The sequence below is a fragment of the Pseudoalteromonas luteoviolacea CPMOR-1 genome, from assembly GCF_001625685.1.
Classification (GTDB): Bacteria; Pseudomonadota; Gammaproteobacteria; order Enterobacterales; family Alteromonadaceae; genus Pseudoalteromonas; species Pseudoalteromonas luteoviolacea_K.
On sequence record NZ_AUYC01000014.1, the window covers coordinates 232,179 to 253,726 of the forward strand.

The 21,548-nt window shown below is 43.1% G+C and carries 19 protein-coding genes; 14 read left to right on the forward strand and 5 right to left on the reverse strand.

Going from position 1 to position 21,548, the window contains the following annotated elements:
• The first annotated feature begins 56 nt into the window (after positions 1 to 56).
• Together N473_RS04270 and N473_RS04275 are read left to right on the forward strand one after the other, a co-directional pair.
• Positions 57 to 1,244, forward strand: coding sequence for an RNA polymerase sigma factor (locus N473_RS04270; protein WP_081220940.1), 1,188 nt, complete (start codon positions 57 to 59; stop codon positions 1,242 to 1,244).
• A 241-nt stretch (positions 1,245 to 1,485) separates the two neighbouring features.
• Positions 1,486 to 2,100, forward strand: coding sequence for a flavin reductase family protein (locus N473_RS04275; RefSeq protein ID WP_063366861.1), 615 nt, complete (start codon positions 1,486 to 1,488; stop codon positions 2,098 to 2,100).
• A gap of 44 nt (positions 2,101 to 2,144) precedes the next feature.
• On the opposite strand, the gene N473_RS04280 is transcribed toward N473_RS04275, so the two are convergent.
• Positions 2,145 to 4,643: a S8 family serine peptidase gene (locus tag N473_RS04280; protein ID WP_063366862.1), complete on the reverse strand. Its 2,499-nt coding sequence runs from the start codon at positions 4,641 to 4,643 to the stop codon at positions 2,145 to 2,147.
• 716 nt (positions 4,644 to 5,359) lie between these two features.
• Here N473_RS04280 and N473_RS04285 point away from each other — a divergent pair.
• Genes N473_RS04285 through N473_RS04300 form a run of 4 tightly spaced genes read left to right on the forward strand, consistent with a single transcriptional unit; the run spans position 5,360 to position 8,535 of the window.
• Positions 5,360 to 6,892, forward strand: a complete 1,533-nt coding sequence (locus N473_RS04285) for a curlin (protein ID WP_063366863.1) — start codon at positions 5,360 to 5,362, stop codon at positions 6,890 to 6,892.
• 46 nt (positions 6,893 to 6,938) lie between these two features.
• Positions 6,939 to 7,319, forward strand: coding sequence for a curli production assembly/transport protein CsgE (locus N473_RS04290; RefSeq protein WP_231099518.1), 381 nt, complete (start codon positions 6,939 to 6,941; stop codon positions 7,317 to 7,319).
• On the forward strand, positions 7,313 to 7,735 hold the full coding sequence (locus tag N473_RS04295) for a curli assembly protein CsgF (RefSeq protein WP_419555132.1): 423 nt from the start codon (positions 7,313 to 7,315) through the stop codon (positions 7,733 to 7,735). Before N473_RS04290 ends, N473_RS04295 begins: the two co-directional genes overlap by 7 nt.
• Entirely contained in the window at positions 7,735 to 8,535 is an 801-nt protein-coding gene (locus tag N473_RS04300) for a CsgG/HfaB family protein (RefSeq protein ID WP_063366865.1), read from the forward strand. The genes N473_RS04295 and N473_RS04300 overlap by 1 nt, the downstream gene beginning before the upstream one ends.
• Here N473_RS04300 and N473_RS04305 read toward each other — a convergent pair.
• The 4 genes from N473_RS04305 to yegQ form a co-directional block, all read right to left on the reverse strand.
• Positions 8,532 to 9,248, reverse strand: coding sequence for a helix-turn-helix transcriptional regulator (locus N473_RS04305; RefSeq protein WP_063366866.1), 717 nt, complete (start codon positions 9,246 to 9,248; stop codon positions 8,532 to 8,534). The genes N473_RS04300 and N473_RS04305 overlap by 4 nt on opposite strands.
• 214 nt (positions 9,249 to 9,462) lie before the next feature.
• Positions 9,463 to 10,614: a M23 family metallopeptidase gene (locus N473_RS04310; protein WP_081220943.1), complete on the reverse strand. Its 1,152-nt coding sequence runs from the start codon at positions 10,612 to 10,614 to the stop codon at positions 9,463 to 9,465.
• 203 nt (positions 10,615 to 10,817) lie between these two features.
• The gene (locus tag N473_RS04315; RefSeq protein ID WP_063366867.1) at positions 10,818 to 11,075 is read right to left on the reverse strand and encodes a YfhL family 4Fe-4S dicluster ferredoxin; all 258 of its coding nucleotides are present in this window, start codon (positions 11,073 to 11,075) and stop codon (positions 10,818 to 10,820) included.
• 2 nt (positions 11,076 to 11,077) lie between these two features.
• The gene (yegQ, locus tag N473_RS04320; RefSeq protein WP_063366868.1) at positions 11,078 to 12,436 is read right to left on the reverse strand and encodes a tRNA 5-hydroxyuridine modification protein YegQ; all 1,359 of its coding nucleotides are present in this window, start codon (positions 12,434 to 12,436) and stop codon (positions 11,078 to 11,080) included.
• Positions 12,437 to 12,652: 216 nt separating this feature from the next.
• On the opposite strand from yegQ, the gene ndk reads away from it, so the two are divergent.
• The 8 genes from ndk (at position 12,653) to bamB (ending at position 21,512) form a co-directional block, all read left to right on the forward strand.
• Positions 12,653 to 13,084, forward strand: a complete 432-nt coding sequence (gene ndk, locus N473_RS04325) for a nucleoside-diphosphate kinase (RefSeq protein ID WP_023399882.1) — start codon at positions 12,653 to 12,655, stop codon at positions 13,082 to 13,084.
• 190 nt (positions 13,085 to 13,274) lie between these two features.
• Positions 13,275 to 14,405, forward strand: a complete 1,131-nt coding sequence (locus N473_RS04330; protein ID WP_063366869.1) for a bifunctional tRNA (adenosine(37)-C2)-methyltransferase TrmG/ribosomal RNA large subunit methyltransferase RlmN — start codon at positions 13,275 to 13,277, stop codon at positions 14,403 to 14,405.
• A 67-nt stretch (positions 14,406 to 14,472) separates the two neighbouring features.
• Complete coding sequence (gene pilW / locus N473_RS04335; RefSeq protein WP_081220945.1) at positions 14,473 to 16,164, forward strand: type IV pilus biogenesis/stability protein PilW; 1,692 nt, start codon at positions 14,473 to 14,475, stop codon at positions 16,162 to 16,164.
• Positions 16,161 to 17,156: a RodZ domain-containing protein gene (locus tag N473_RS04340; protein WP_063366870.1), complete on the forward strand. Its 996-nt coding sequence runs from the start codon at positions 16,161 to 16,163 to the stop codon at positions 17,154 to 17,156. The genes pilW and N473_RS04340 overlap by 4 nt, the downstream gene beginning before the upstream one ends.
• Before the next feature lie 5 nt (positions 17,157 to 17,161).
• Positions 17,162 to 18,283 (forward strand): flavodoxin-dependent (E)-4-hydroxy-3-methylbut-2-enyl-diphosphate synthase, encoded by a 1,122-nt coding sequence (gene ispG / locus N473_RS04345; RefSeq protein ID WP_063366871.1) that lies wholly within the window; start codon positions 17,162 to 17,164, stop codon positions 18,281 to 18,283.
• A 142-nt stretch (positions 18,284 to 18,425) separates the two neighbouring features.
• The gene (gene hisS, locus N473_RS04350) at positions 18,426 to 19,703 is read left to right on the forward strand and encodes a histidine--tRNA ligase (protein WP_063366872.1); all 1,278 of its coding nucleotides are present in this window, start codon (positions 18,426 to 18,428) and stop codon (positions 19,701 to 19,703) included.
• A gap of 9 nt (positions 19,704 to 19,712) precedes the next feature.
• Entirely contained in the window at positions 19,713 to 20,327 is a 615-nt protein-coding gene (locus tag N473_RS04355; protein WP_063366873.1) for a YfgM family protein, read from the forward strand.
• 9 nt (positions 20,328 to 20,336) lie between these two features.
• Positions 20,337 to 21,512, forward strand: a complete 1,176-nt coding sequence (bamB, locus tag N473_RS04360; protein ID WP_063366874.1) for an outer membrane protein assembly factor BamB — start codon at positions 20,337 to 20,339, stop codon at positions 21,510 to 21,512.
• Positions 21,513 to 21,548 lie beyond the last annotated feature (36 nt).

Genomic DNA, 21,548 nt, shown 5'->3' on the forward strand with positions numbered 1-21,548 from the left:
CACAGTTTTCTTCTTGAAAGTGGCTTTATATATAACGACAGTTGGAGGGAAAAGTTATGATAAAGTCAAAGGCATGCGCGCCTGTTTTGATTCAAGGAGAAAATACGATGGATATTGAAAATCAGCTTATTCAATTAGTGGAGAGTGCAAAAGCTGGCGACAAACAAGCATTTTCTGATTTGGTTGAGCAGCTTTCGGGCGTGGTCAGTAGTATCGCATTGGCAATCACCAAAGATGTTGCACACAGTGAGGATGTGAGTCAGAAGGTGTTCATTAAGGCATGGCATAAGCTGGAGGAGCTAAAAAGTAACGCCAGTATTTTACCTTGGATCAGGCAGTTAACGCGCTACACAGCCATCAACCACCTCCGTGATCAAGGAGCTGTGTCACACAAACTGGTGAGTTCAGCTCAGGCCGAACAGGTTTTACAACAGTTGGTTGATGGGGCAAGTCAGTTAGATGATATGCTGATTAGGAAGCAGCAATCAGCACTGTTGTACCATTTCTTAGAGAAGTTACCTGATGAGAGTAAAGAGGCTGTTTTACTTTATTATCGCGAAGGCCAAAGTACAGCGCACGTGAGTGCCTTATTAGGGGTAAGTGAAAGCACGCTGAGAAAGCGTTTAGAGCGTGTCCGTTCCCAACTGAAGAGCCAAATGATGGCAAACTATGGCAAGCTGATTTTAGCGACTGCTCCTGTTGGGCTGTCATCGCTGGTCTTATCCCTTGCCGTGACCTCCTCGCCGGTGGCTGCGGCGACGCTCAGTGCTGCGACACAATCTCAAGCATCATGGTTATGGAAGTTAATAAGTATGCTCGGTGGGGCTGCAGCTGGTGGGGCGATGGCCCTACTTGCAAATGATATCAGTGCCAAAAGAGCACTTAAGCACTTTGATGACCCAGATGTGGTTAAAAGGTTACATCGTGCCCGAAGAGTAACCAATGCATGGATCATTGTCAGTGCGCTGCTGATGGTACTGGCTTATCAATTTAGCGCAGGCTGGCTATTTCCTACCTTAAGTTATTTATTTTTGTTAATTGGTGTGACTCGGTTTACAGTGATCATGGCGGTCGCAAATAAGCAGCGTATCATCGAGCAGGCGCAAGGTGACGACCTTGCTTATAGGCAACTCTCAAAGCAAAATAAATATGGGTTTTTAGGTTGGAGCTTTGGCGTACTTGGAGGCACGGCCGGGTTACTCTGGGGGTTTGAATTGAGTGGTCGTTTTGCACAGTGGATATAATATTTTGAGTCAGCCAGCTTGAACATTGTATATAAAAGCCGTTTTATCGATAATGCGGCTTTTGGTTTTTTAGCAAGCCCAATAACAGTTTTGCCTTAAACTTAATGTGAGTGCTTAATCATTTAGGAGAGCAGTTTAAAATCGATGTTGTGTAATATGTTTATGCTTTTCAATGAGCGTAATTTATTTTCATGTACAATTCGTATTCACGCACATTCGCTACATAATTAAGGCAATCATAATGATTTTAGATTTTAAGGAATTATCTCCAAATCATGTTTACCATACACTGACTCAAACAGTGGTGCCTAGACCAATTGCTTGGGTATTATCAAAAACAGCAAAGGGCACACTCAATTTAGCGCCTTTCTCTTATTTTACTGCGATCAGCTCAGATCCGGCTATCCTCATGTATGCCGTTGGTCAAAAGCCTACAGGTGAATATAAGGATTCAGTGGTCAATGTTGAGGCGACACAAGAGTTGGTGATCCACATTGCTGACAGCACGTTAGCGCACGAAGTAACGCAATCTGCGGCGTCATTACCCAACGATGAGTCTGAACTGGACCTACTGGATTTGTCTTTAGTTGAATTTCCAGGATCGGCGTTGCCAAGATTAGAAAAAGCCAAAGTGGCATTTGCTTGTAAGCTGCACAAAGTGGTCGAGATGGGGGAGTTGCCAATGAAGTTAGTCTTTGTGGAAGTCAAGCATGCTTACATCGATGACAAGATTATGCAGGTTGACGAAAAAGGTCGCAGTAAAATCGATGCATTAAAGTTAGATCCATTAGCGCGGTTAGGTGGTGCTGAGTTTGCAAGTTTGGGTGAAGTGTTTAAATCTGCACGGCCAAAATAGCCGTGCAGTTAGAAGGGCGCTGGGTCGCCCTTAATTTTGGATTATTAAAAGTTAACGGTCACTTCAGGAGAACAAAGATCACCTGCTTGGCATAACTTATAGGTATAACTTGTTGCAGCTGCATTGCGAGAATAATCACGGTACTTACCTGTGTTATTCACAATATCGATTAATTCATCATTACGATAAATAGAGACTTGCTCAGCTGACGAGCCACTCCAACGTAATTCCACACGGATTGAGCCTAAACGTGTTTTATTCGCTCTGACGACTTCCAGTTGTGGGCTATCAGAACTCACAGACACAGTTTGTGTACTACTATGTGTGTGACCTTGGCTGTCAGTAACGGTCAATGTCACATCATAATCACCAGAGGCGGCAAAAGTATGTAATGGGTTTTGTTGGTCGCTGGTGCTACCGTCACCAAAGTCCCACGATGTGCTCACAATATCATCATTTACATCGGAGCTCGTGTCTGTGAAGGTGACATTTAGTCCGTCGCGTGTGAACTCAAATCCTGCTACAGGAGGTTGTTCTGAGACTTCACCAATACCTGTTAGAGTAACAGACCAGTTATTTAACGTACCTGTATCAACAGCTGCATTGTCCACGACTTTTAAAGTCCACTCACCTGTAGCTACTTCTCCATTGAATGCATCAGAAGCGAAATTGCCGATGATATCATCTGTACCACCACCGCTGAGGTTGTGAAGCGTTGCAACCGTGCCACTTGGCGATGTGAGTGTGACTAACAAGTCACCAATATAGGTATGGCTAATATTCAATGCTGTGTTTGAACCAAAGATAGTGATAGGGTCGACAATATTGATTTTTGATATCGCCCCTTCTGGCGCATTGTCAGGAATATCAATGCTTGTTGTATTCTCATAGGTAAAGTCGCGTAGCCCTTGTGGTAGTACTGAAAGCGATACTTGCTTTTGTTGGCTAAGCTGACCTGATGTAGCGTTTACTGTGAAGTTGTAAGCGCCCCATTGCGTTTCTGCTGTGGTTGGCACGCTCAGCACTGCAGTTTCACCAGGTGTCACCGTCGTTTTTGAAAGTGTGACGCCATTTAGGTCACCAGCTGCTGTGAGTGCAATTTCACCCTGCCAGTTTGCGATAGAGTTAAATGTTAACTGGTAGGTCGCGGTTTCGCCTGCGGTAATTTGTTGTGAAACAGGCGTTGCAATGACTCTGAACCCAGGCTCCGGATCTGCGTCAATAAGCGCTTGATGTACGTCTAAGCGTTTGCCAGATACAGTCTTGCCTTCTAAATCTGCAATCGGTTTACCAGATTGCATCAAGAGGTTTTTAAGTTCTAATGTTGTTAGACTTGGGTTCACTGCTAATGCTAAGGCTGCGGCACCTGCGACATGCGGTGTTGCCATAGACGTACCAGAAAACGAGGAATACCCGCCACCAGGTACCGTAGAAAGTACATCACTGCCCGGCGCACCTAAATCGACAGATTGAAGACCCCACTGAGAGAACGAAGACATGTTATCTGTATGAGTGGTCGAAGCAACCGCTAGAACACTGTCATGATCATAGCTTGATGGGTAGCCCGGTGATACGTCATTGTCTCTAGCGCTGTTACCTGCTGCTGCGACAAACAAAATACCTGCTTGTTCACTCGCAGTGATCGAATCATATAAAGCTTGGCTAAAGCCGCCGCCACCCCAGCTGTTATTTAAAACACTCACATTGTGGCCTGAATTTTTTAAACCCACCATGTAATCGATACATTTGATTGCATCAGCCGTTGAGCCACTGCCTGAAGAGTTCAAGAATTTACAACCAACAATAGAGACTTCGTGGTTAACACCGACAACCCCTGTGGTATTGTTGCCCGTTGCACCAATCGTCCCAGATACGTGCGTACCGTGACCTTGGTCATCCATTGGATCACCGCTATCAGTGATGGCATTGATACCATAGACGTCATCAACGTATCCGTTCCCATCATTATCGACGCCATCTCCTGCGATTTCACCAGGGTTTATCCACATATTTGCCGTGAGATCTGGGTGTGTATAGTCAACACCAGTATCGATAACGCCAACGATGACATCACGAGAACCGACACTGATATCCCACGCTTCAGGTGCATTGATGTCTGCATCGTTTGTACCACCTGTTTGGCCTGTATTATTCAGACCCCAAAGTTGATCAAATAGGCTGTCATCAGGGATGGCCATCGCTTTGACCATGTAGTTTGGTTCTACATAAGCAACGGCTGGGTGGTCTTCAAGTAACTTAATGGCTTCTTTAGGCGATACTGCACTAAGATCAAATTTTGCTAAGCGGCCTTTTAAAACATGATTGTAGTTATCATCTTTCTCGTCAGCATTACTGTCTGAGATACGTGCTTTTACAAGCTGACGAGCTTGCGCACGTTGCGCAATGCTTGCGTTGTCTTTGAATACAACGAGTACACTGTTATCAACTGTCTTTGTCGTAGATTGAATTTGCACAGCCGCTTGAGAAGAAAAGGCGAGCAAAGGCGTTAGCGCCAGAGTTAAAGCTGTAAGTTTTGTTTTCATCATTCTTCCAATATTAGTTGTTCTAAGTCTTCAGAAGTTGGGCGTATATGCACAACTGCTAATTTATTAGAGCTTCTATTTTAGAACTGATGACGGCATCGTTTTGGCAACGGATATCAACTTAGTATAGAGGGAGACCTGACATCAAATTGAAATGAGTTCATATCATGAATTTCATCTCTTTTTGTGACCTTTTGATGTGTTTAATTGGTTTTTCTCATGCTTTTTTTGTATTTGTCATATGGGGTGGGCTGACTTTTATGCGCTTTTTTTACTCATACTTTTTTTGTATACGATAGGGGGTAAATAGAATTTATGGAGCAGGTAATTGGTAAAGCTATGATAAATATGAATTTAATTATTCAATAAAATTTCTCATTTATCTTCATTAAATTGCAAATTAGAGTTAATACGTGACTCGCTTCAAAGTCTACGCAGTATAGTAAAAGTTAATACTGCACTAGATCAAAAAGCGACTAAACAATAATTAAAGAACTTCTAAATAAGAACAGGACGCATCATTAATTATTCTCAACTTATATTTGTTGAGAATAAAAACTTGGTTTTTACGTACCTTTTTTATTGTATGTTCTTTATTTAAATTTGAGTTTATTTGTCTTGGCAACGATGGGTTTACTCAGTGTTAATTTGAATAAAGTGACAGCTATATAGGTACTAATTCAAAATAAAAATGCTTAAACACTAAGGAGAAAAGTGTGAAGTTTTCTAAATCATTAATTAGCTGTGCGCTTGCTTTAGCTTTCACTCAATCAGTTGCTGCGCAAACGGTTGAGCAGACCAATAAAGTTCAATCTACTTCTAACCTAAGTCAATTAGAAAGAGGTTTAACGACAGGTAACTCGTTAACCGTGACTCAAAACTCTGTAGTGGGCGGCAATACGCTAGTCAGCTTTCAAGAAGGTACCAGCAACCAAGCTGACGTCACAACGACTGGTAGCTTTAACGAAACAACAACAAATCAAACCGGTACGAGCCACGCAATTGTAGTGACTACAACGGGTGACAACAATATTCAGAGCTATGTGCAAGAGGGCGACTCACATGGAGCAGAGACTGTAATTGCGGGTAATAGTAACCAAGTTGCTATTGCACAAAGTGGTGAAGGCTACTTCGGCATTAATAACGAAGTTGTAAATGCTATCAATGGTGATGAAAATGACGTACGTGTCTCTCAAACTACCGGCGGTCATTGGATGTACAATAAAAACATGCAAGGCAACCAAAATGCGGTTACAGCGACGCAATCTGGACAGTGGCATGAAGTACACCTAAACAATGTTTCTGGTGATCAGAACGCATTTTCGATAGATCAAAACGGCATCTACAGTACGGTCACGCTGGAAACGGTTGCTGGCAATGATAACGATATTGAAATATCTCAAATTGGTGATGAACACCGTATCGAAGTTTTACAGGTCACTGGCGATGATAATGACATCGATTTAGAGATGAGCGAAGGCAGTGAAAGTGCCATTAAAATTGCGGGTATCGTAGGCAGTGATAATGATCTGCGAGTTGACCAAGAAGGCAGCCGGAATGAGTTTGAAAGCGGTCTTTTCCAAGGCGATGATAATGATGTGACCGTCACGCAAAAGGGCGATGACTCATCAGTTGCTGTTGACCTTGAAGGTGACAACAACGCAGTCACAGTTGCACAGCAAGTGGTTAATCAAGATTCAGGGTTTAACTCGGTGTATGTTGGCCTTGCCGGTGACAATAATGAAGTTACCATGATGCAACTTGGTGAAGAAAATGATGCGCATGTGGCATTTTTTAACGGCGATGATAACGATGTAGATTTGGTTCAAAATGGCATTCAAAATGAATTCTTACTACAAACATCTGAACCAGATCCGAGCATAGAGTCAAATAACAATGACATTTCTGTTGTTCAAAATGATATCGGTAATAGCGCGGCTGTCACAATGGGGTATGTGGTTGCGAGTTCTGACAACCAAATTGATATTGCACAAGCTGGAGAGCTCAACGTGATCGATTTATTGCTAGAAGGCAGCAATAACTCAATCGACTTGGCGCAAGATGGCAATAATAACTTTGTAGCAGGTATTGAGTCTGGCGGCTTCATCGTTGCGGGTAATGATAATGTTGTCTCTATCAGTCAAACGGGTAATGGCAACTTGGTTGAGGGCGGTGTGTCTGGCAACGCTCAAACTTTGCATATTACGCAGATTGGTGACAATAACGTTGCGACCATCACGCAGCAATAGCAGGAGGGGGCTTTGCCCCCTTATCACAATGAAGTATATATTTTGCTTGACGATATTACTGGTACTGCATAACCACGCTGTTGCAAAAACACCCCCAGATCATGGCGAAGTTGAATTGAGCGGTCTTGTTATGGACCAAAGTATTAGTCGCTTTGGATACCAATTTTATTATGATTTCTCGCAACTTTGGCGAGAGGTACCGAATACTTCAGGAGTGAACATCACAATCAAAGAAACAGTATTACCCAGAGCGGGTACGAGGCTGGATGTGCGAATGAACCGCCGTTTGGTTTACAGTACCGCAATGGGGCGTCGAGGAGGTCCGATGGATGAGCGAGTCGAGGCGGCATTATTTGCAGTAATGGATGCCATGGCTAGCGATCGTTACCAGCAACGATCTCCAGATTTAGCTGAAAGTGGATGGTAGTAATGAAAACAATAATATTAACCTATTTATCTTTTTTCACGTTGAGCGCATCAGCAACTGAAATTGTATATAAGCCCATTAATCCCTCATTTGGTGGTAACCCATTAAACGCCAGTATGTTGCTCAATAAAGCCAATGCACAAAATATGCATCGAGCGCCAATTATTGAAAAGTCATATGGAGAGCGTTTTCAAGAATCATTAGAACGCACTTATCTTAATCGTATGGTCAGAGAGATTTCAGATATGGCATTTGGTGATGATGTGGAGGACAGTATTTTTAATGAAGACTCGACATTTACCAGTGGTGACTACGAAATTCAGGTGATCACCAGCACACCAGACTCCATCACAGTACAGATTAAACATATTGATAATGGAGATACTACCATCATAGAAGTACCGAGGTTTGGTTAATGTATAAAGTCGTCGTATTATGGTTTTTTGTATTATTAAGCGGGTGTAGTCGTATTGGTGCAGTGCTGCCTCCAGAGCAAAGTTTGCCAGTGCCACTCGAGCAAAGTCATGAATTCTCTTCTTTAAAAGCGCTTCCAGAGCCAATTGGCAAGATCCCCGTTGCCGTATATTCATTTCGAGATCAAACTGGTCAATACAAGCCAAAAGATAATGTAAGCTCTTTTTCAACAGCGGTCACACAGGGAGCAAACTCTATATTAATCCAAGCTTTGCATGAGACTGATTGGTTTATTCCCGTAGAGCGAGAGGGATTACAAAACTTATTAACTGAGCGCAAAATTACGCGAGCTGCCATGAGCGATGAACAAAAGAAATCGTCGAAATTGCCGCCTTTGACCATGGCAAAAATTATCTTCGAAGGTGGGATCATCAGTTATGATTCTAATGTCAAAACTGGGGGCTTAGGCATGGAGTATTTTGGTATTGGCGCATCAGAGTTATATCGAGAAGATGTGATTTCAATCTATATGCGCGCAGTCGATGTTCGTACAGGACAAGTCTTACTGTCTGTGGCTACGACCAAAACAGTTCTGTCAATGGAAATGAGAGCGGGTTTTTTCCGTTATGTGAGTTACAAGCGTCTTGCTGAAGCTGAAGCCGGTTTTAGTGAAAATGAGCCAATGCATATTTGTGTCACGCAGGCGATTGAAAAAGCACTAACGATGTTAGTCACTCAGGGTATCGAGAGGGGCGTGTGGGCAGCCAAAGATCAAGTAGCAGCCCAGCAAAGCAAAACTTAATGTCGGTGCAGAGATACAGGCACGGAGTTAAGTGGAATATGTTTTTGTGCCCAATTAGCCAACTCAATACGATTTCTTGAGTTGGTTTTTTTAAAGGCGCTATAAATATGTGTCTTAACTGTGTGGCTGCTGATGTTCAAAGAATCGGCAATGTCGTCATTTTTTGCACCGCTGGCAAGCAGTTTAATGACCGATTTTTCTCTGGCTGTGAGTGATGCAAGTTCTGTATCTTGCACATCCAGAGATTGAGGACGTGATATATTGGGGAGTTGTTGGATTAATTCATCAAACGCCTGTGATATTGAAGTACGACAGAACCATAACTCGCCATTAAGTACACGCTGGATCCCTTTAAAAATATTTTCAGCAGAAGTGTTTTGATATATGACGCCTTTTATTCGGGCTAACAATGCTGTTTGTTCATTGACTAAATTAGGTTGCGCATTAAAAAGTAATACGTTTTGTTGAGCGGCTAATGCGCTGACTTCTGCACTGAGTAAGTCTTTGCATTCGCGGTGACTTATATCAACCAAATATAAGTTGAATTGATCACGCGTTGTGATGTCGGGCAAGCGTGTATCTATTTTGATTTGGCTGCAGGTTGCCTCGAGAATTTTAACAAATCTCACAAATTCAATATTTTGTGTGTCGGTTTGATTGTGAGTTAAAACAAATAGACTAACTTCCTTGTTGCTAGCTTGAATCGCTTTCATATTATGCGACGACCTCTTATTGTTCCCATTACCTTAAATATACATATTTTTCACAATAAGTTTAGCTTTAATTTTCAATTTATTTTAATAGTATCATTAGTTAGTTATAAAGTATTATTCAATTGTGGCAGGTCAGGGCATGGTTTTCTGGTGTTAAACGCATGACAAAGCCGCATATATATGCGGCCCAAAAAAGTTTAATTAATGCATGAGTTTAATGATATAGCCTTGACCATGCGCACGTTCTATACCCATTTTTCTCAAAATAAAAGCGGTAGCAGTTATCGTCATAATTTGAATTACCCACATCGATCCGATAGCCGCTAATATAGGCGTTATGTAATGACACAAACCTACCATTATATAGAAGAGAAAAGTGTACATGTGGCCCGCTAGATTGACCGCCTTGGCATAAAGCCATATTGCGATTATTGGCGTAGCGCCCTAACCAATCTCCAGCAGAGATATAATCCCCAGTACTGTATTGTAGGTTATCCATATGATAGTACTGGGTAGCGTAACCACTTGAGTGAGTAACGCGTATATTACATGCAGAGTAACGTGTCACCCTGCCACCATGAGAGGCTTGTACCCAAGGCGTATTTGAGCCCCAACCACCCGAACCATTATTAAAATCTAACGACGAATAGGGGTAGCCAGAACCTGTATGTGAGTGTGCACCACCACTAAACCAAGCATATCCTGAAGGCCATGGTAAGTTCATTGAAAAGTTTACTTGTGGTGTGGCATTTGATGGTTTAAAGCTGACACCATGTGGAGCAAATAAGTTGATTGAGAATAATAGCCGATATTGATTTGCCAACTCGGCAAGCTTGGCAGAACCACCTAGCAGGCTTGATAACGCCGCCGTTGCCGCATTGCTCTGTTTCGATTTTTCATTGGTCGTATGATATTCAAAGGCGTAAAAGCGCTGGTTGAGTTTCAGTGCCACATCTTTTAGTTGCTCAGTAAATCCGATTTTATCTGTTAAACCTGCAAAAGGCGCGATGAGGGCGGCTTTACTCGGTGTGCTTATGAGTTGGCTCGATAGCTCCATTATTGCTAGTAGCAGCCGAGGGTTGATACTGGTGTGCCCAGCCCAGTGTAAAATCGCTTCTTCAAATTCAACTAAGTGGGGGGCGGTGTTGTATAAAACTGTTTGCCAGTCTTCGTCTACGAGTGCGTTATTTAAAATAAACTGTGACTCGTCTACTTGGATCAATGGATTTAACGCCAGGTGCTGCAAATGTTGTTGGTTGAAATGAAAGGGCTCGATATCAAGATGTTGGCCTTCAGCTTGCGCTGTTTTGGATAAAAATAATAGCGCGGGCAGCGCTGTGGTCATTATCGTTAAATATGGTTTCATGTTGTATCCTCTTGATTGTTTTTTGTACTACCTTTGCCTGTATATCGAGAAGTAATAAAAATGTAAAATAAGTGCTTTTGCACTAAAGGGCAGGGTTTGTACAAGAAAAAGTACAAAAAGAAGACATCATAAAAAATGTCGCAATAATCGTTTGATGATAGAAGCAAGCATCTTAATAGGAAGATGCTTGCTTTATAGAGAGGTTATTGATCTAATTGTCCAGTTAAGCGCAAGTACTTGTCTGCCAAAGTATCTAGGCTTTCTAAGTGATTAGGGTCTGGCTTAATACAATCTATGGGGCACACGCTGACACAGGTAGGTTGGTCATAATGCCCCACGCATTCAGTGCACTTTTCTGGGTCAATTTCATACACTTTACTACCCATATAAATCGCCTGATTTGGGCATTCAGGGTCACACATATCACAGTTGATGCATTTACTGGTGATGAGCAATGCCATGTTTATGCCTTTTTAAATGGATTTCTGGTGTCTTCATTGTTGCCTAAGTTGCGCATTAAAATCGCGTGGTCTAGGTTAATGTTCTCTGGCAATGGAATTTGCACTATATGTCCCGAGCCTTTGGCATCTGCAATGGCTTCACCTTTTTGGTTTTCCATATGTTCTAAGTTAAACGCTATATTTCCTTGTGGGGTCATGAGCTCTAAGCTGTGGCCAGTACAGAACTTATTTTTCACATCAATGTCTACCAAGCCATTATTATTTCGGCCTAAAACTTCGCCAACAAATTGCTGTTTGTCAGAAATAGAATGGCCATATTCATAGTTTTGATAATCCTGATGTGCATGGCGCTTCAAGAAGCCTTCGGTATAACCGCGGTGAGCAAGGTTTTCCAATGTACGCATTAGGTTCGGATCAAATGGCTTACCTGCGACGGCATCATCAATGGCTTTGCGATATACTTGAGCTGTTCTGGCAACGTAATAGAATGATTTTGTCCTTCCTTCAATCTTTAAGCTGTGTACGCCCATTTTGGTGAGTTGCTCAACGTATTGCACCGCGCGAAGATCTTTAGAGTTCATGATATATGTGCCGTGCTCATCTTCAAATGCAGGCATATACTCACCTGGGCGACCTTGCTCTTCTAGCATGAACACTTGATCGGTTGGTTGCCCCTCACCCAGCGTTGGGATCACCGCTTTTGGGTCAACTTTATGAACGACATCACCTAATTCGGTTTCTTGTCCTTGTTTGACATCATAGCTCCAGCGGCAAGCATTTGTGCAGGTTCCTTGGTTTGGGTCGCGTTTATTTATATAGCCGGATAGTAAGCAGCGGCCAGAATAAGCCATACATAGTGCGCCATGCACAAAGACTTCTAATTCCGTTTTCGGACACAAAGTGCGAATTTCTGCGATCTCTTCGAGTGAGAGCTCGCGAGACAAGATAACACGCTCGATCCCTTGATTCGCCCAAAATTGCACCGAAGCATAATTGACCGCATTGGCTTGAACAGAAAGGTGGATAGGCATATCAGGCCATTTTTCACGAACTAACATAATTAATCCAGGATCTGACATGATTAAAGCGTCAGGCTTCATGGCAATGACCGGTTCTATATCCCTTAAATAGGTTTTTACCTTGCTGTTGTGCGGTGCAATATTCGACACCACATAGAGCTTTTTATTTTGCTGATGGGCTTCGTTTATGCCGATCTCAAGGTTCGCTAAATCAAATTCATTGTTGCGCACACGCAAACTGTATCTTGGCTGTCCGGCATAAACCGCATCTGCGCCATACGCAAAAGCGTAACGCATATTCTTTAAACTGCCTGCTGGTGATAATAGCTCTGGTACAAACATTTCTAGACCTCATACATTGAACTGGGTACAAGCCAGCTGTTGGGGGAATTAAAAAGCGGCGCAGTATAAGTGAGATCGGAAAGCGGGATTTTGATGTAGATCAGAGTTATCTCAGGGCAACTCACGGTGTATTTTAACAAGGGTGTGGGCTTTTACGTCTAAAGCGCGTATAATTCGCGCCCGTAAATATCAACAATTATTATTGGAGCTAAAAAGATGGCTTTAGAGCGTACTTTTTCAATCGTTAAGCCTGATGCGGTAGCTAAAAACCACATCGGTGCAATCTACAACCGTTTCGAGTCTGCTGGTCTTAAGATCGTTGCTTCTAAAATGGTTCACCTTTCTCAAGAGAAAGCTGAAGGTTTCTACGCAGAGCACAAAGAGCGTCCTTTCTTCGGTGCACTAGTTGAGTTCATGACTTCTGGTCCAGTAATGGTTCAGGTTCTTGAAGGTGAAGACGCAGTTCGTAAGAACCGTGAAATCATGGGTGCTACTAACCCTGCAGAAGCACTAGCTGGTACTCTACGTGCTGACTACGCTGACAGCATCGACGAAAACGCAGTACACGGTTCAGACGCGACTGAATCAGCTGCTCGCGAAATCGCTTACTTCTTCAGCGACGAAGAAATCTGCCCACGTACTCGTTAATTTCGAGTTGAGCAGATTAAAAAGGGCTCTCGGGCCCTTTTTTAATCTCTCTAATACGTATTGATCGTTTTGAAAAGCAATTGGGGTGTTTTTGAAAGCGATTACATCATTGCGATGTTTGATTGATTTTTGTACAATTGCGCGCTTTTATTTATGTTGTTCAATCCGTCACCTGAACTGAGGTTGTTTCATGGCCACGACTGAGAAAAAAATTAACCTATTAGATTTAAACCGCGAGGGGATGCGCGAGTTATTTGCTTCATTTGGCGAAAAGCCATTCCGCGCCGATCAGGTGATGAAGTGGATGTATCACTTTGGGATCGATAACTTTGATGATATGAGCAATATCAATAAAAAGTTGCGTGCTAAATTGCAGAGCCAGTGCGAAATCAAAGCGCCTGAAATTTCAGTAAAGCAAGTCGCAAGTGATGGCACGATTAAGTACGCAATGATCCTTGAAGGTGGCCAAGAAGTTGAAACTGTTTGGATCCCAGAAAAGGACCGTGCCACTTTATGTGTATCATCTCAGGTTGGGTGTGCGCTTGAATGTACTTTCTGCTCTACCGCTCAGCAAGGCTTTAACCGTAATTTAAAGGTCTCTGAAATAATAGGGCAGGTATGGCGTGTCGCAACGGACATTGGTTTGCATGATGGCGATAGCACCAAGCGACCCATTACCAATGTTGTAATGATGGGCATGGGTGAGCCATTGTTAAACATCAATAACGTTGTACCTGCGATGGAATTGATGATGGATGACTGGGCGTTTGGCTTGTCTAAGCGTCGAGTCACTCTAAGTACATCTGGGGTAGTACCAGCATTAGATATCTTGAAAGAGAAAATTGACGTTGCTTTGGCGATTTCCCTTCATGCGCCAAATAACCCACTGCGTGATGAGTTGGTACCGATCAACAAGAAATACCCGATAGAAGAGTTTTTAGCTGCGTGTCGCCGTTATATCGATGGTTCGAAGGCAAACAAAGATGTCACCATTGAGTACGTGATGCTGCAAGGTGTGAATGACAGCACAGATCATGCACACGAGTTGGTGCAAGTATTGAAGGGTACACCGTCGAAAATTAACTTGATCCCATTCAACCCGTTCCCGGGGAATGAATACGGTCGCTCGAGCAATAGCAGAATCGATCGCTTCTCTAAAGTGTTACAGGCTGCAGGCCTAACTTGTATAGTTCGACGTACACGCGGTGACGATATTGATGCTGCTTGCGGTCAATTAGTCGGTGATGTTGTTGATAGAACCAAACGTGTGGTCAGAAAGCAGCAAAACCAAGATAATTCGATAGCAGTAAAAGTAGGCTAAAAAATAGATGAAACACAGTGGCATTCAGGTAAGATAGAGCCACTGTGTCTTAGCAAAAAGGTGGTCAATGCCTGCTTTAAAGGATGGTTTACTCTCTCAGTTAGCGTTTTGTACACCTCGGCGTTTGCTGAGCGGTATTTGTGGAGTCGCAATATTAGCGAGTTTAACTGGCTGTGTAACGGAAACGCGTTATGCAAATAACAACAAGCCAGTGGTGCAAAAAAAGACCAACAACCAAGATGCGGCTAAAACTCGTATTGCCCTTGCTTTACAATATCTTAATGCGGGTAATAATACCCAAGCGAAATACAACCTCGATAGGGCTTTGAATTTAGCGCCCAAACTGCCTGAAAGCCACTATGCGCTAGCTTATTATTTTGAGCAAGTTGGCGAAAATGAAAAAGCACAAAGCGCGTACATTAGCGCTCTAAAATATGGCCCGAATGATCCCAACACACGCAACAACTATGGCGCTTTTTTATGTCGTGTAGGCGATTATGATGCGGCGACGGAACAGTTTTTTAAGGCCATCGATATTCCCAGTTATTTGCGTGTTGCAGAGAGCTACGAAAATCTCGCCTTGTGTGCATTGCGTCAAGACAACTTTGACCTCGCGCTAGATTATTTGAAACGTGCTTTAGACCATAACTCGCAGCGCCAATCTGTACTGATTTTGATGGCCAGCGTGTTTTATGCAAAAAGTGAATTACACCGAGCTGAAGATGTATTAAAGGTCTATGCCAATAAAGGGTTTGTATCAGCACGAGGGATGCTGCTTGAACATTTATTGTCGGCCAGAATGGGTCGCTTGCAATATGCCCAAGAACTAGAGACGTTACTGTTACAAACTTATCCAAGTTCTGTTGAAGCACGTTTGGTACTAAATAACACGCTACAGCTGAGTGAATTTGAGCAATTGAAAGAGCAGTATCGCACTGCGCAGCTTAATAAAATCACCAAAATTGATGACAATAGAATGGTGGCGGATCCGCAAATTAAGATTAAGCGTAAAGTGCCTGACGTAAGGCAAAGTGTCGCACGTAAAACACTCTCAGAAACTGCAAGCCAAAAGCCGACCGCTTCTCGTTCTTTGTTGTCAAAAACAAAACGTATTGCACCTGAGGCGTCAGAGTTGAGCGAAAATGATAGACAGGATGGTGTTCAACGACGCGCGGTTAATGAGGACGTTACATTCACCGATGGTTCACTCGCAGTAAGTACAGTACCACTTCGTGAAAGTCGAACAGAAGATAAGGTTGTGCTTACTGAACAATCAGCAGAACCCAAAGTACGTTTTTCAACGACGGATAAGAAAGTTGCTGCTGAACAAGTGGTATTCCATCAAGTCGACCCGAGTGAGATAACGTTTTCTGAAGTGCCACAAGTGAGTCGCCTTGCGTTTGATAACTCTGGGCGCATGCTGAATGAAGAAATATTGCTTCCGAAGGTGCCGACACACCGTATTGAAATGGGTGAAAACCTATTCAGTGTGTCAGTAAAATATAATATTAAGCTCGAAAAGTTGCTAAAATGGAATGCGCTAGAGAAATCGGATCAACTTTCAATTGGGCAAGTTGTCTTTTTAAATGATCCTAATACGACACATGCAATCGTAAAGGGTGAATCATTGTTTGATATTGCCATAAAGCACAAGTTATTAATTGATGATTTGATGCGCTGGAACAGATTAACACCTGATGTTGCCCTTACACCTGGGCGACGCATTTTAATAGTAGACCCCAATAACTATATTTTATGAATCTAGAAGAGAATGAAACGACGACCGAGCTATTGTCGCTTGGTCAGACCTTAGCGAAAGCGAGAGCAGATCAGAGTCTAAGCTTTGAGGATATCGCTACCCGTTTAAAATTAAATCATAGCCAAATAACGAAACTAGAGAATGATGAATATCAAACTTTAGGGCCTGAGACGTTCGTAAGGGGTTACATCAAAAGCTATAGTGCTCTGTTAGGGCTTGATAGTGAGCAAGTCCTTGCTCTGTACCAGACTCCAGATGTGCCGGAGCAAAAGCGTAATATGAAAAGCTTTTCTCGACGTACAGAGAAAGAAGCGAATGATAACCGATTGATGGTTGTCAGTTACTTGGTGCTTATTGTATTTGTAGGTTTATCACTATTTTGGTGGTGGCAAACGGCAAGCAAGTCCGACACTGGTGAAGAGATCAGCGGCTTGAGTGAAGCCATTGCAACGCAAAACTCGACAGCGGCGCCTAGTTCTAAGAGCTCTGCTGCACAGGTGACAGAGCAAGCAAATACAGAGCAAGCCATAGAGACCATAACCAGCCAGCCAGCTGAAGCGATGGCATCGACTTCGCCTGCTGATGAGAATCCAACGTCAGCATCAGCAGCTAGTGATGTGCAACAAATCGCTGAGCCGAGCAGTAGCGCGGTTAATACGCTGACTAATGACGTCGTTAATGCACCAGAACAAAACTCAGAGGTCGCTGCACAATCTGAGTCTCAAAATGCACCCGTGGCACCGACTTTTAGTAAAGTGGTGATGTATTTTGAACAAGATAGTTGGGTAGAGATCTTTGATGCAACCCAAGAGCGTGTTGCGTTTGGTGTTAAAAAAGCAGGTTATACCATGACAGTAACAGGGCAAGCGCCGTTTTCTGTTGTGCTAGGAAAACACCAAGTGGTGAATATTGAATTGGATGGTCAACCAATTGATATTTCAGGGTTACCACGAAACCGTTTAGCAAAATTTAAATTACCGTTAGTAGAGTAGTCGTCATGTTTTCAGAATCTCCCATAAAACGAAGAAAATCCACGCGTATTAACGTTGGTAATGTCCCCATTGGAGATGGCGCTCCAATTGCAGTGCAATCTATGACCAATACGGATACTTTGGATGTAGATGCAACGGTTGCGCAAATCCGCGCTATTCAAGATGCCGGTGCGGATATTGTGCGTGTATCTGTGCCGACAATGGATGCTGCAGAAGCATTCAAAAATATTAAAGAACAAGTTGATATTCCACTCGTCGCGGATATTCATTTTGATTATCGTATTGCTTTAAAAGTGGCGCAATATGGCGTAGATTGCTTGCGAATCAACCCCGGAAACATCGGTAGTGAAGACCGAATAAGAGCGGTTGTTGACGCTGCACAGGAACGTAACATTCCAATTCGCATAGGGGTAAATGGCGGTTCACTTGAACGCGATTTACAAGAGAAATATGGCGAGCCGACACCTGAAGCATTACTAGAGTCAGCAATGCGTCATGTGGAAATTCTACAGCGATTGAACTTCGACCAATTCAAAGTCTCAGTCAAAGCATCAGATGTTTTTTTGGCTGTCGGTGCCTATCGCCTATTGGCCAAAGAAATTGATCAACCACTTCACTTGGGTATCACTGAAGCCGGTGGCTTTAGAGCAGGGTCTGTAAAGTCTGCGGTTGGATTAGGGATGTTACTTGCTGAGGGGATTGGTGATACATTGCGTGTATCACTGGCAGCAGATCCAGTACAAGAGATTAAAGTTGGCTTTGATATATTAAAGTCTTTGCGGATCCGCTCTCGTGGTATCAACTTTATCGCTTGCCCCAGTTGCTCAAGGCAAGAGTTTGATGTAGTTAACACCATGAATCAGCTGGAAGAAAGGTTAGAAGACATCATTTCACCGATTACCGTTTCTGTTATTGGTTGTGTTGTAAACGGACCTGGTGAAGCTCTGGTAAGTGACCTTGGTTTAGCGGGAGCAAATCGTCGCTCAGGCCTATATATCAATGGTGAGCGCCAAAAAACGCGAATTGACAACGATAACATCGTTGAACAATTAGAAGAGCAAGTACGAGATTACGTTGCTAAAAAAGAAGCTCAACCGAGCATAGATGTCAAAATTATCGAAGAATAGGTCTCTTTGAGACCGATTTAATTCGTTTACGTTTTAAGCGAGCTGGGTATAATAGACGCATTTTATCGTACCGTATTCAGGGTTTTGTTGTATCCTGCGCTTGTATTTTTAAGAAAAGAATAGATAAAAATTAGGAATTTCAGTGGCAAAGCAAATAAAGGCAATTCGTGGCATGAAAGATTGCCTGCCGGGCACGACTCAGATCTGGCAAAAAGTTGAAGCGACATTAAGAGATACGATGGGCGCATTTGGATATCAGGAAATTCGTTTTCCTACCGTTGAATCAACAGATTTGTTTAAGCGCTCTATCGGTGAAGTGACCGATATCGTTGAAAAAGAAATGTATACCTTTGAAGACCGCAACGGTGATTCACTGACTTTGCGTCCAGAAGGGACTGCTGTATGTGTGAGAGCTGGTTTGGAAGGTGGATTACTGTATAACCAAGAGCAAAGACTTTGGTATATGGGTCCAATGTTCCGCCGTGAGCGTCCACAAAAAGGTCGCTATCGTCAATTTCACCAATTTGGTGTTGAGACTTTTGGTATTGCGACTGCTGATATTGACGCTGAAGTCATTATTATGACTGCGCGACTTTGGAAGTCTTTTGGCATTTCAGAACATGTCAGATTGGAACTTAACTCATTGGGTTCTAACGAAGCGCGTGCGGCATACAAAGACATTTTAGTTGCTTATCTAGAGCAGCATAAAGACAAGTTAGATGAAGACTCACTGCGCCGTATGTATACTAATCCGCTTCGTGTTCTTGATAGTAAGAACCCAGAAGTGCAAGCTGTGGTTGCAGCTGCGCCTAAGCTGTCAGAGCACTTAGATGAAGAATCGGTTCAACATTTTGCAAATTTATGTGAACGTTTAGACGCGGCTGGCGTCGAATATCAAGTTAATGATAACTTGGTACGCGGGTTAGATTACTATAACCGCACTGTTTTTGAGTGGGTTACTGACAGTCTTGGCGCACAGGGGACGGTATGTGCCGGTGGTCGCTACGATGGTTTAGTTGATCAACTTGGTGGTAAAGGCACGCCTGCTGTTGGTTTTGCGATGGGTATGGAGCGTTTAATCTTATTGCTAGAAGAATTGAACAGTGTTGGTGAAATTCGTCGTAATGTAGATGTCTATGTTGCAGCGATGGGTGATGCTGCGAGTATCAAAGCGCCAGCAATTGCAGAAGAACTTCGCGACAGTGTGCCTGGGCTGAGGGTTCAAGTACATGCCGGTGGTGGTAACTTTAAGAAACAATTAAAGCGTGCAGATAATAGTGGAGCGGTTGTAGCGCTTATCTTTGGTGAAGATGAGATAGCAAACAATGCAGTGACAATTAAGTATTTACGCGAACAAAAAGAACAATTGACTTTACCTATGACTGAAGCGCACGCCGTTTTAGCACAATTGGTAGGGTAAGAGGTTAGAATGGAAATTTATTCAACAGAAGAACAACAAGCTGAAGCGATAAAGAATTTTTTTAGAGAAAACGGGACTTCATTAGTTTTAGGTGCTGTTTTAGCTCTAGGTGGTTTATACGGTTGGAAGGCGTATAACCAAAATCAAATTACATCAGCTGAAGCCAGCTCGGAAGCTTTCAACACATTAGTTGAAAGCGGTGAAGTATTGTCAAAAAGTGATGCGTTTTTAGCGGATAATGCAGATTCTAACTATGCAGTACTTGCGGCATTTGTCGCTGCAAAAGAAGCCGTTGATGGTGGCGAGTTAGCACAAGCTGCAACAAAACTTCAGTTTGTAGTGGATACTGTTAAAAATCCTGAATTGAAAGCAACGGCTTTACTCCGCTTAGCACGTATTCAAGCGGCACAGGGCGAGTCAGATAAAGCATTAAGTACGCTATCTCAGTCTGTTCCTGCGGGATTTACTGCTCAAATTGCTGAAGTAAAAGGCGATATTTATTTGTCTCAAGGTGAAAAAGATAAGGCGCGTGAACAATATCAAGCTGCAATCGATGCAGAAGGTGCAGAAAACAACGCGCTACTGCAAATAAAGCTGGATGACTTGGCAATCGCATCAAACTAAGGAGTAGCCATGAAGAAGTTGACAATGGCCTCACTGGCATTGTGTATGGCATCGTTAATGGGGTGTTCATCGAGTGATGACGAAGAGGAGTTAGTACTGCCTGAGATCGTTAATCAATTTGAACCTCAAACAGTTTGGCAAGAGTCTCTTGGTGATGGTGTTGAGCATTATTTCTCACGTCTGATACCCACAGCGCATGATGACCGCGTTTTTGCTGCAGAGCGAAAGGGCCTTGTGGCTGCTTACAATGCGGAAGATGGCGAGCAAATATGGGAAATTGATACTCGTAAAGACACTTCGATTTGGCCTTGGGCTGATGATGATTCTGCTAAGCTATCCGGTGGTATCTTACAAGCTTACGGTAAGGTATATATCGGTTCAGAGCACGGTGAAGTGATTGCATTGGATCGCGAAACCGGCGAGGTGGTTTGGCGCAAGTCTGTACCAGGTGAAGCGCTGTCGTCTCCAAGTGCTGGTGATGGTTTAGTATATGTCAACTTAGGCTCAGGAAAATTACTGGCTTTACACCCAGATACAGGTGAAGAGCGATGGAGTTATGAGCAGGAAGTACCAGCACTGACGTTACGTGGTCTGAGTTCTCCTACTTCTGCCAATGGTGGTGTTTTGGTTGGTGAAGAAAGTGGTAAGCTAAGTGTACTTATTGCAGAGAGCGGATTTACGGCTTGGAGCACGGACGTTGCCCTCGCTGAAGGCGCATCTGAGTTTGAACGTTTGGTCGATGTTGATACAAAACCAATAGTATCCGGTGCGTATGTTTACACGATAGCGTATAATGGCAAGCTTGCCGCTATTGATGTGCGCAACGGGAGTGTTGTTTGGGATCGTGAGTACAGTAGTTATCGTGATTTAGCGATTGAACTCAATACTATTTACTTGGTAGATAGTGATGGTGTGCTCTATGCTCTAGATAAAGACTCAGGTACTGAGCGCTGGAGTCAAGCTGGCCTGAGAGGCTGGTATTTAACAGCGCCTGCTGTTGCTGGTAATTACGTTGTCGTTGGTGATCAGGAAGGTAACCTGCATTGGCTCGATAAGAAAACCGGTGACTTGGTGTCTCGTCAAGAATTTGATGATTCAGGCTTTTTTGTAGAACCCATCGTGGTTGATGATAAGTTGATTGTATATACCCGAGATGGTGAGATCAGCGCGATAAGAATCCCTTAATCATCCCTGACGAAAAGGTTTTTGTAAGGCTTCGCA

What these genes read in the sequence shown, in the direction of transcription:
- N473_RS04270 (WP_081220940.1), top strand. Translation starts at nt 57, where the DNA reads ATGATAAAGTCAAAGGCATGCGCGCCTGTTTTGATTCAAGGAGAAAAT.
- N473_RS04275 (WP_063366861.1), top strand. Translation starts at nt 1,486, where the DNA reads ATGATTTTAGATTTTAAGGAATTATCTCCAAATCATGTTTACCATACA.
- N473_RS04280 (WP_063366862.1), bottom strand. Translation starts at nt 4,643, where the DNA reads ATGAAAACAAAACTTACAGCTTTAACTCTGGCGCTAACGCCTTTGCTC.
- N473_RS04295 (WP_419555132.1), top strand. Translation starts at nt 7,313, where the DNA reads ATGGTAGTAATGAAAACAATAATATTAACCTATTTATCTTTTTTCACG.
- N473_RS04300 (WP_063366865.1), top strand. Translation starts at nt 7,735, where the DNA reads ATGTATAAAGTCGTCGTATTATGGTTTTTTGTATTATTAAGCGGGTGT.
- N473_RS04305 (WP_063366866.1), bottom strand. Translation starts at nt 9,248, where the DNA reads ATGAAAGCGATTCAAGCTAGCAACAAGGAAGTTAGTCTATTTGTTTTA.
- N473_RS04310 (WP_081220943.1), bottom strand. Translation starts at nt 10,614, where the DNA reads ATGAAACCATATTTAACGATAATGACCACAGCGCTGCCCGCGCTATTA.
- N473_RS04315 (WP_063366867.1), bottom strand. Translation starts at nt 11,075, where the DNA reads ATGGCATTGCTCATCACCAGTAAATGCATCAACTGTGATATGTGTGAC.
- yegQ (WP_063366868.1), bottom strand. Translation starts at nt 12,436, where the DNA reads ATGTTTGTACCAGAGCTATTATCACCAGCAGGCAGTTTAAAGAATATG.
- ndk (WP_023399882.1), top strand. Translation starts at nt 12,653, where the DNA reads ATGGCTTTAGAGCGTACTTTTTCAATCGTTAAGCCTGATGCGGTAGCT.
- N473_RS04330 (WP_063366869.1), top strand. Translation starts at nt 13,275, where the DNA reads ATGGCCACGACTGAGAAAAAAATTAACCTATTAGATTTAAACCGCGAG.
- pilW (WP_081220945.1), top strand. Translation starts at nt 14,473, where the DNA reads ATGCCTGCTTTAAAGGATGGTTTACTCTCTCAGTTAGCGTTTTGTACA.
- N473_RS04340 (WP_063366870.1), top strand. Translation starts at nt 16,161, where the DNA reads ATGAATCTAGAAGAGAATGAAACGACGACCGAGCTATTGTCGCTTGGT.
- ispG (WP_063366871.1), top strand. Translation starts at nt 17,162, where the DNA reads ATGTTTTCAGAATCTCCCATAAAACGAAGAAAATCCACGCGTATTAAC.
- N473_RS04355 (WP_063366873.1), top strand. Translation starts at nt 19,713, where the DNA reads ATGGAAATTTATTCAACAGAAGAACAACAAGCTGAAGCGATAAAGAAT.
- bamB (WP_063366874.1), top strand. Translation starts at nt 20,337, where the DNA reads ATGAAGAAGTTGACAATGGCCTCACTGGCATTGTGTATGGCATCGTTA.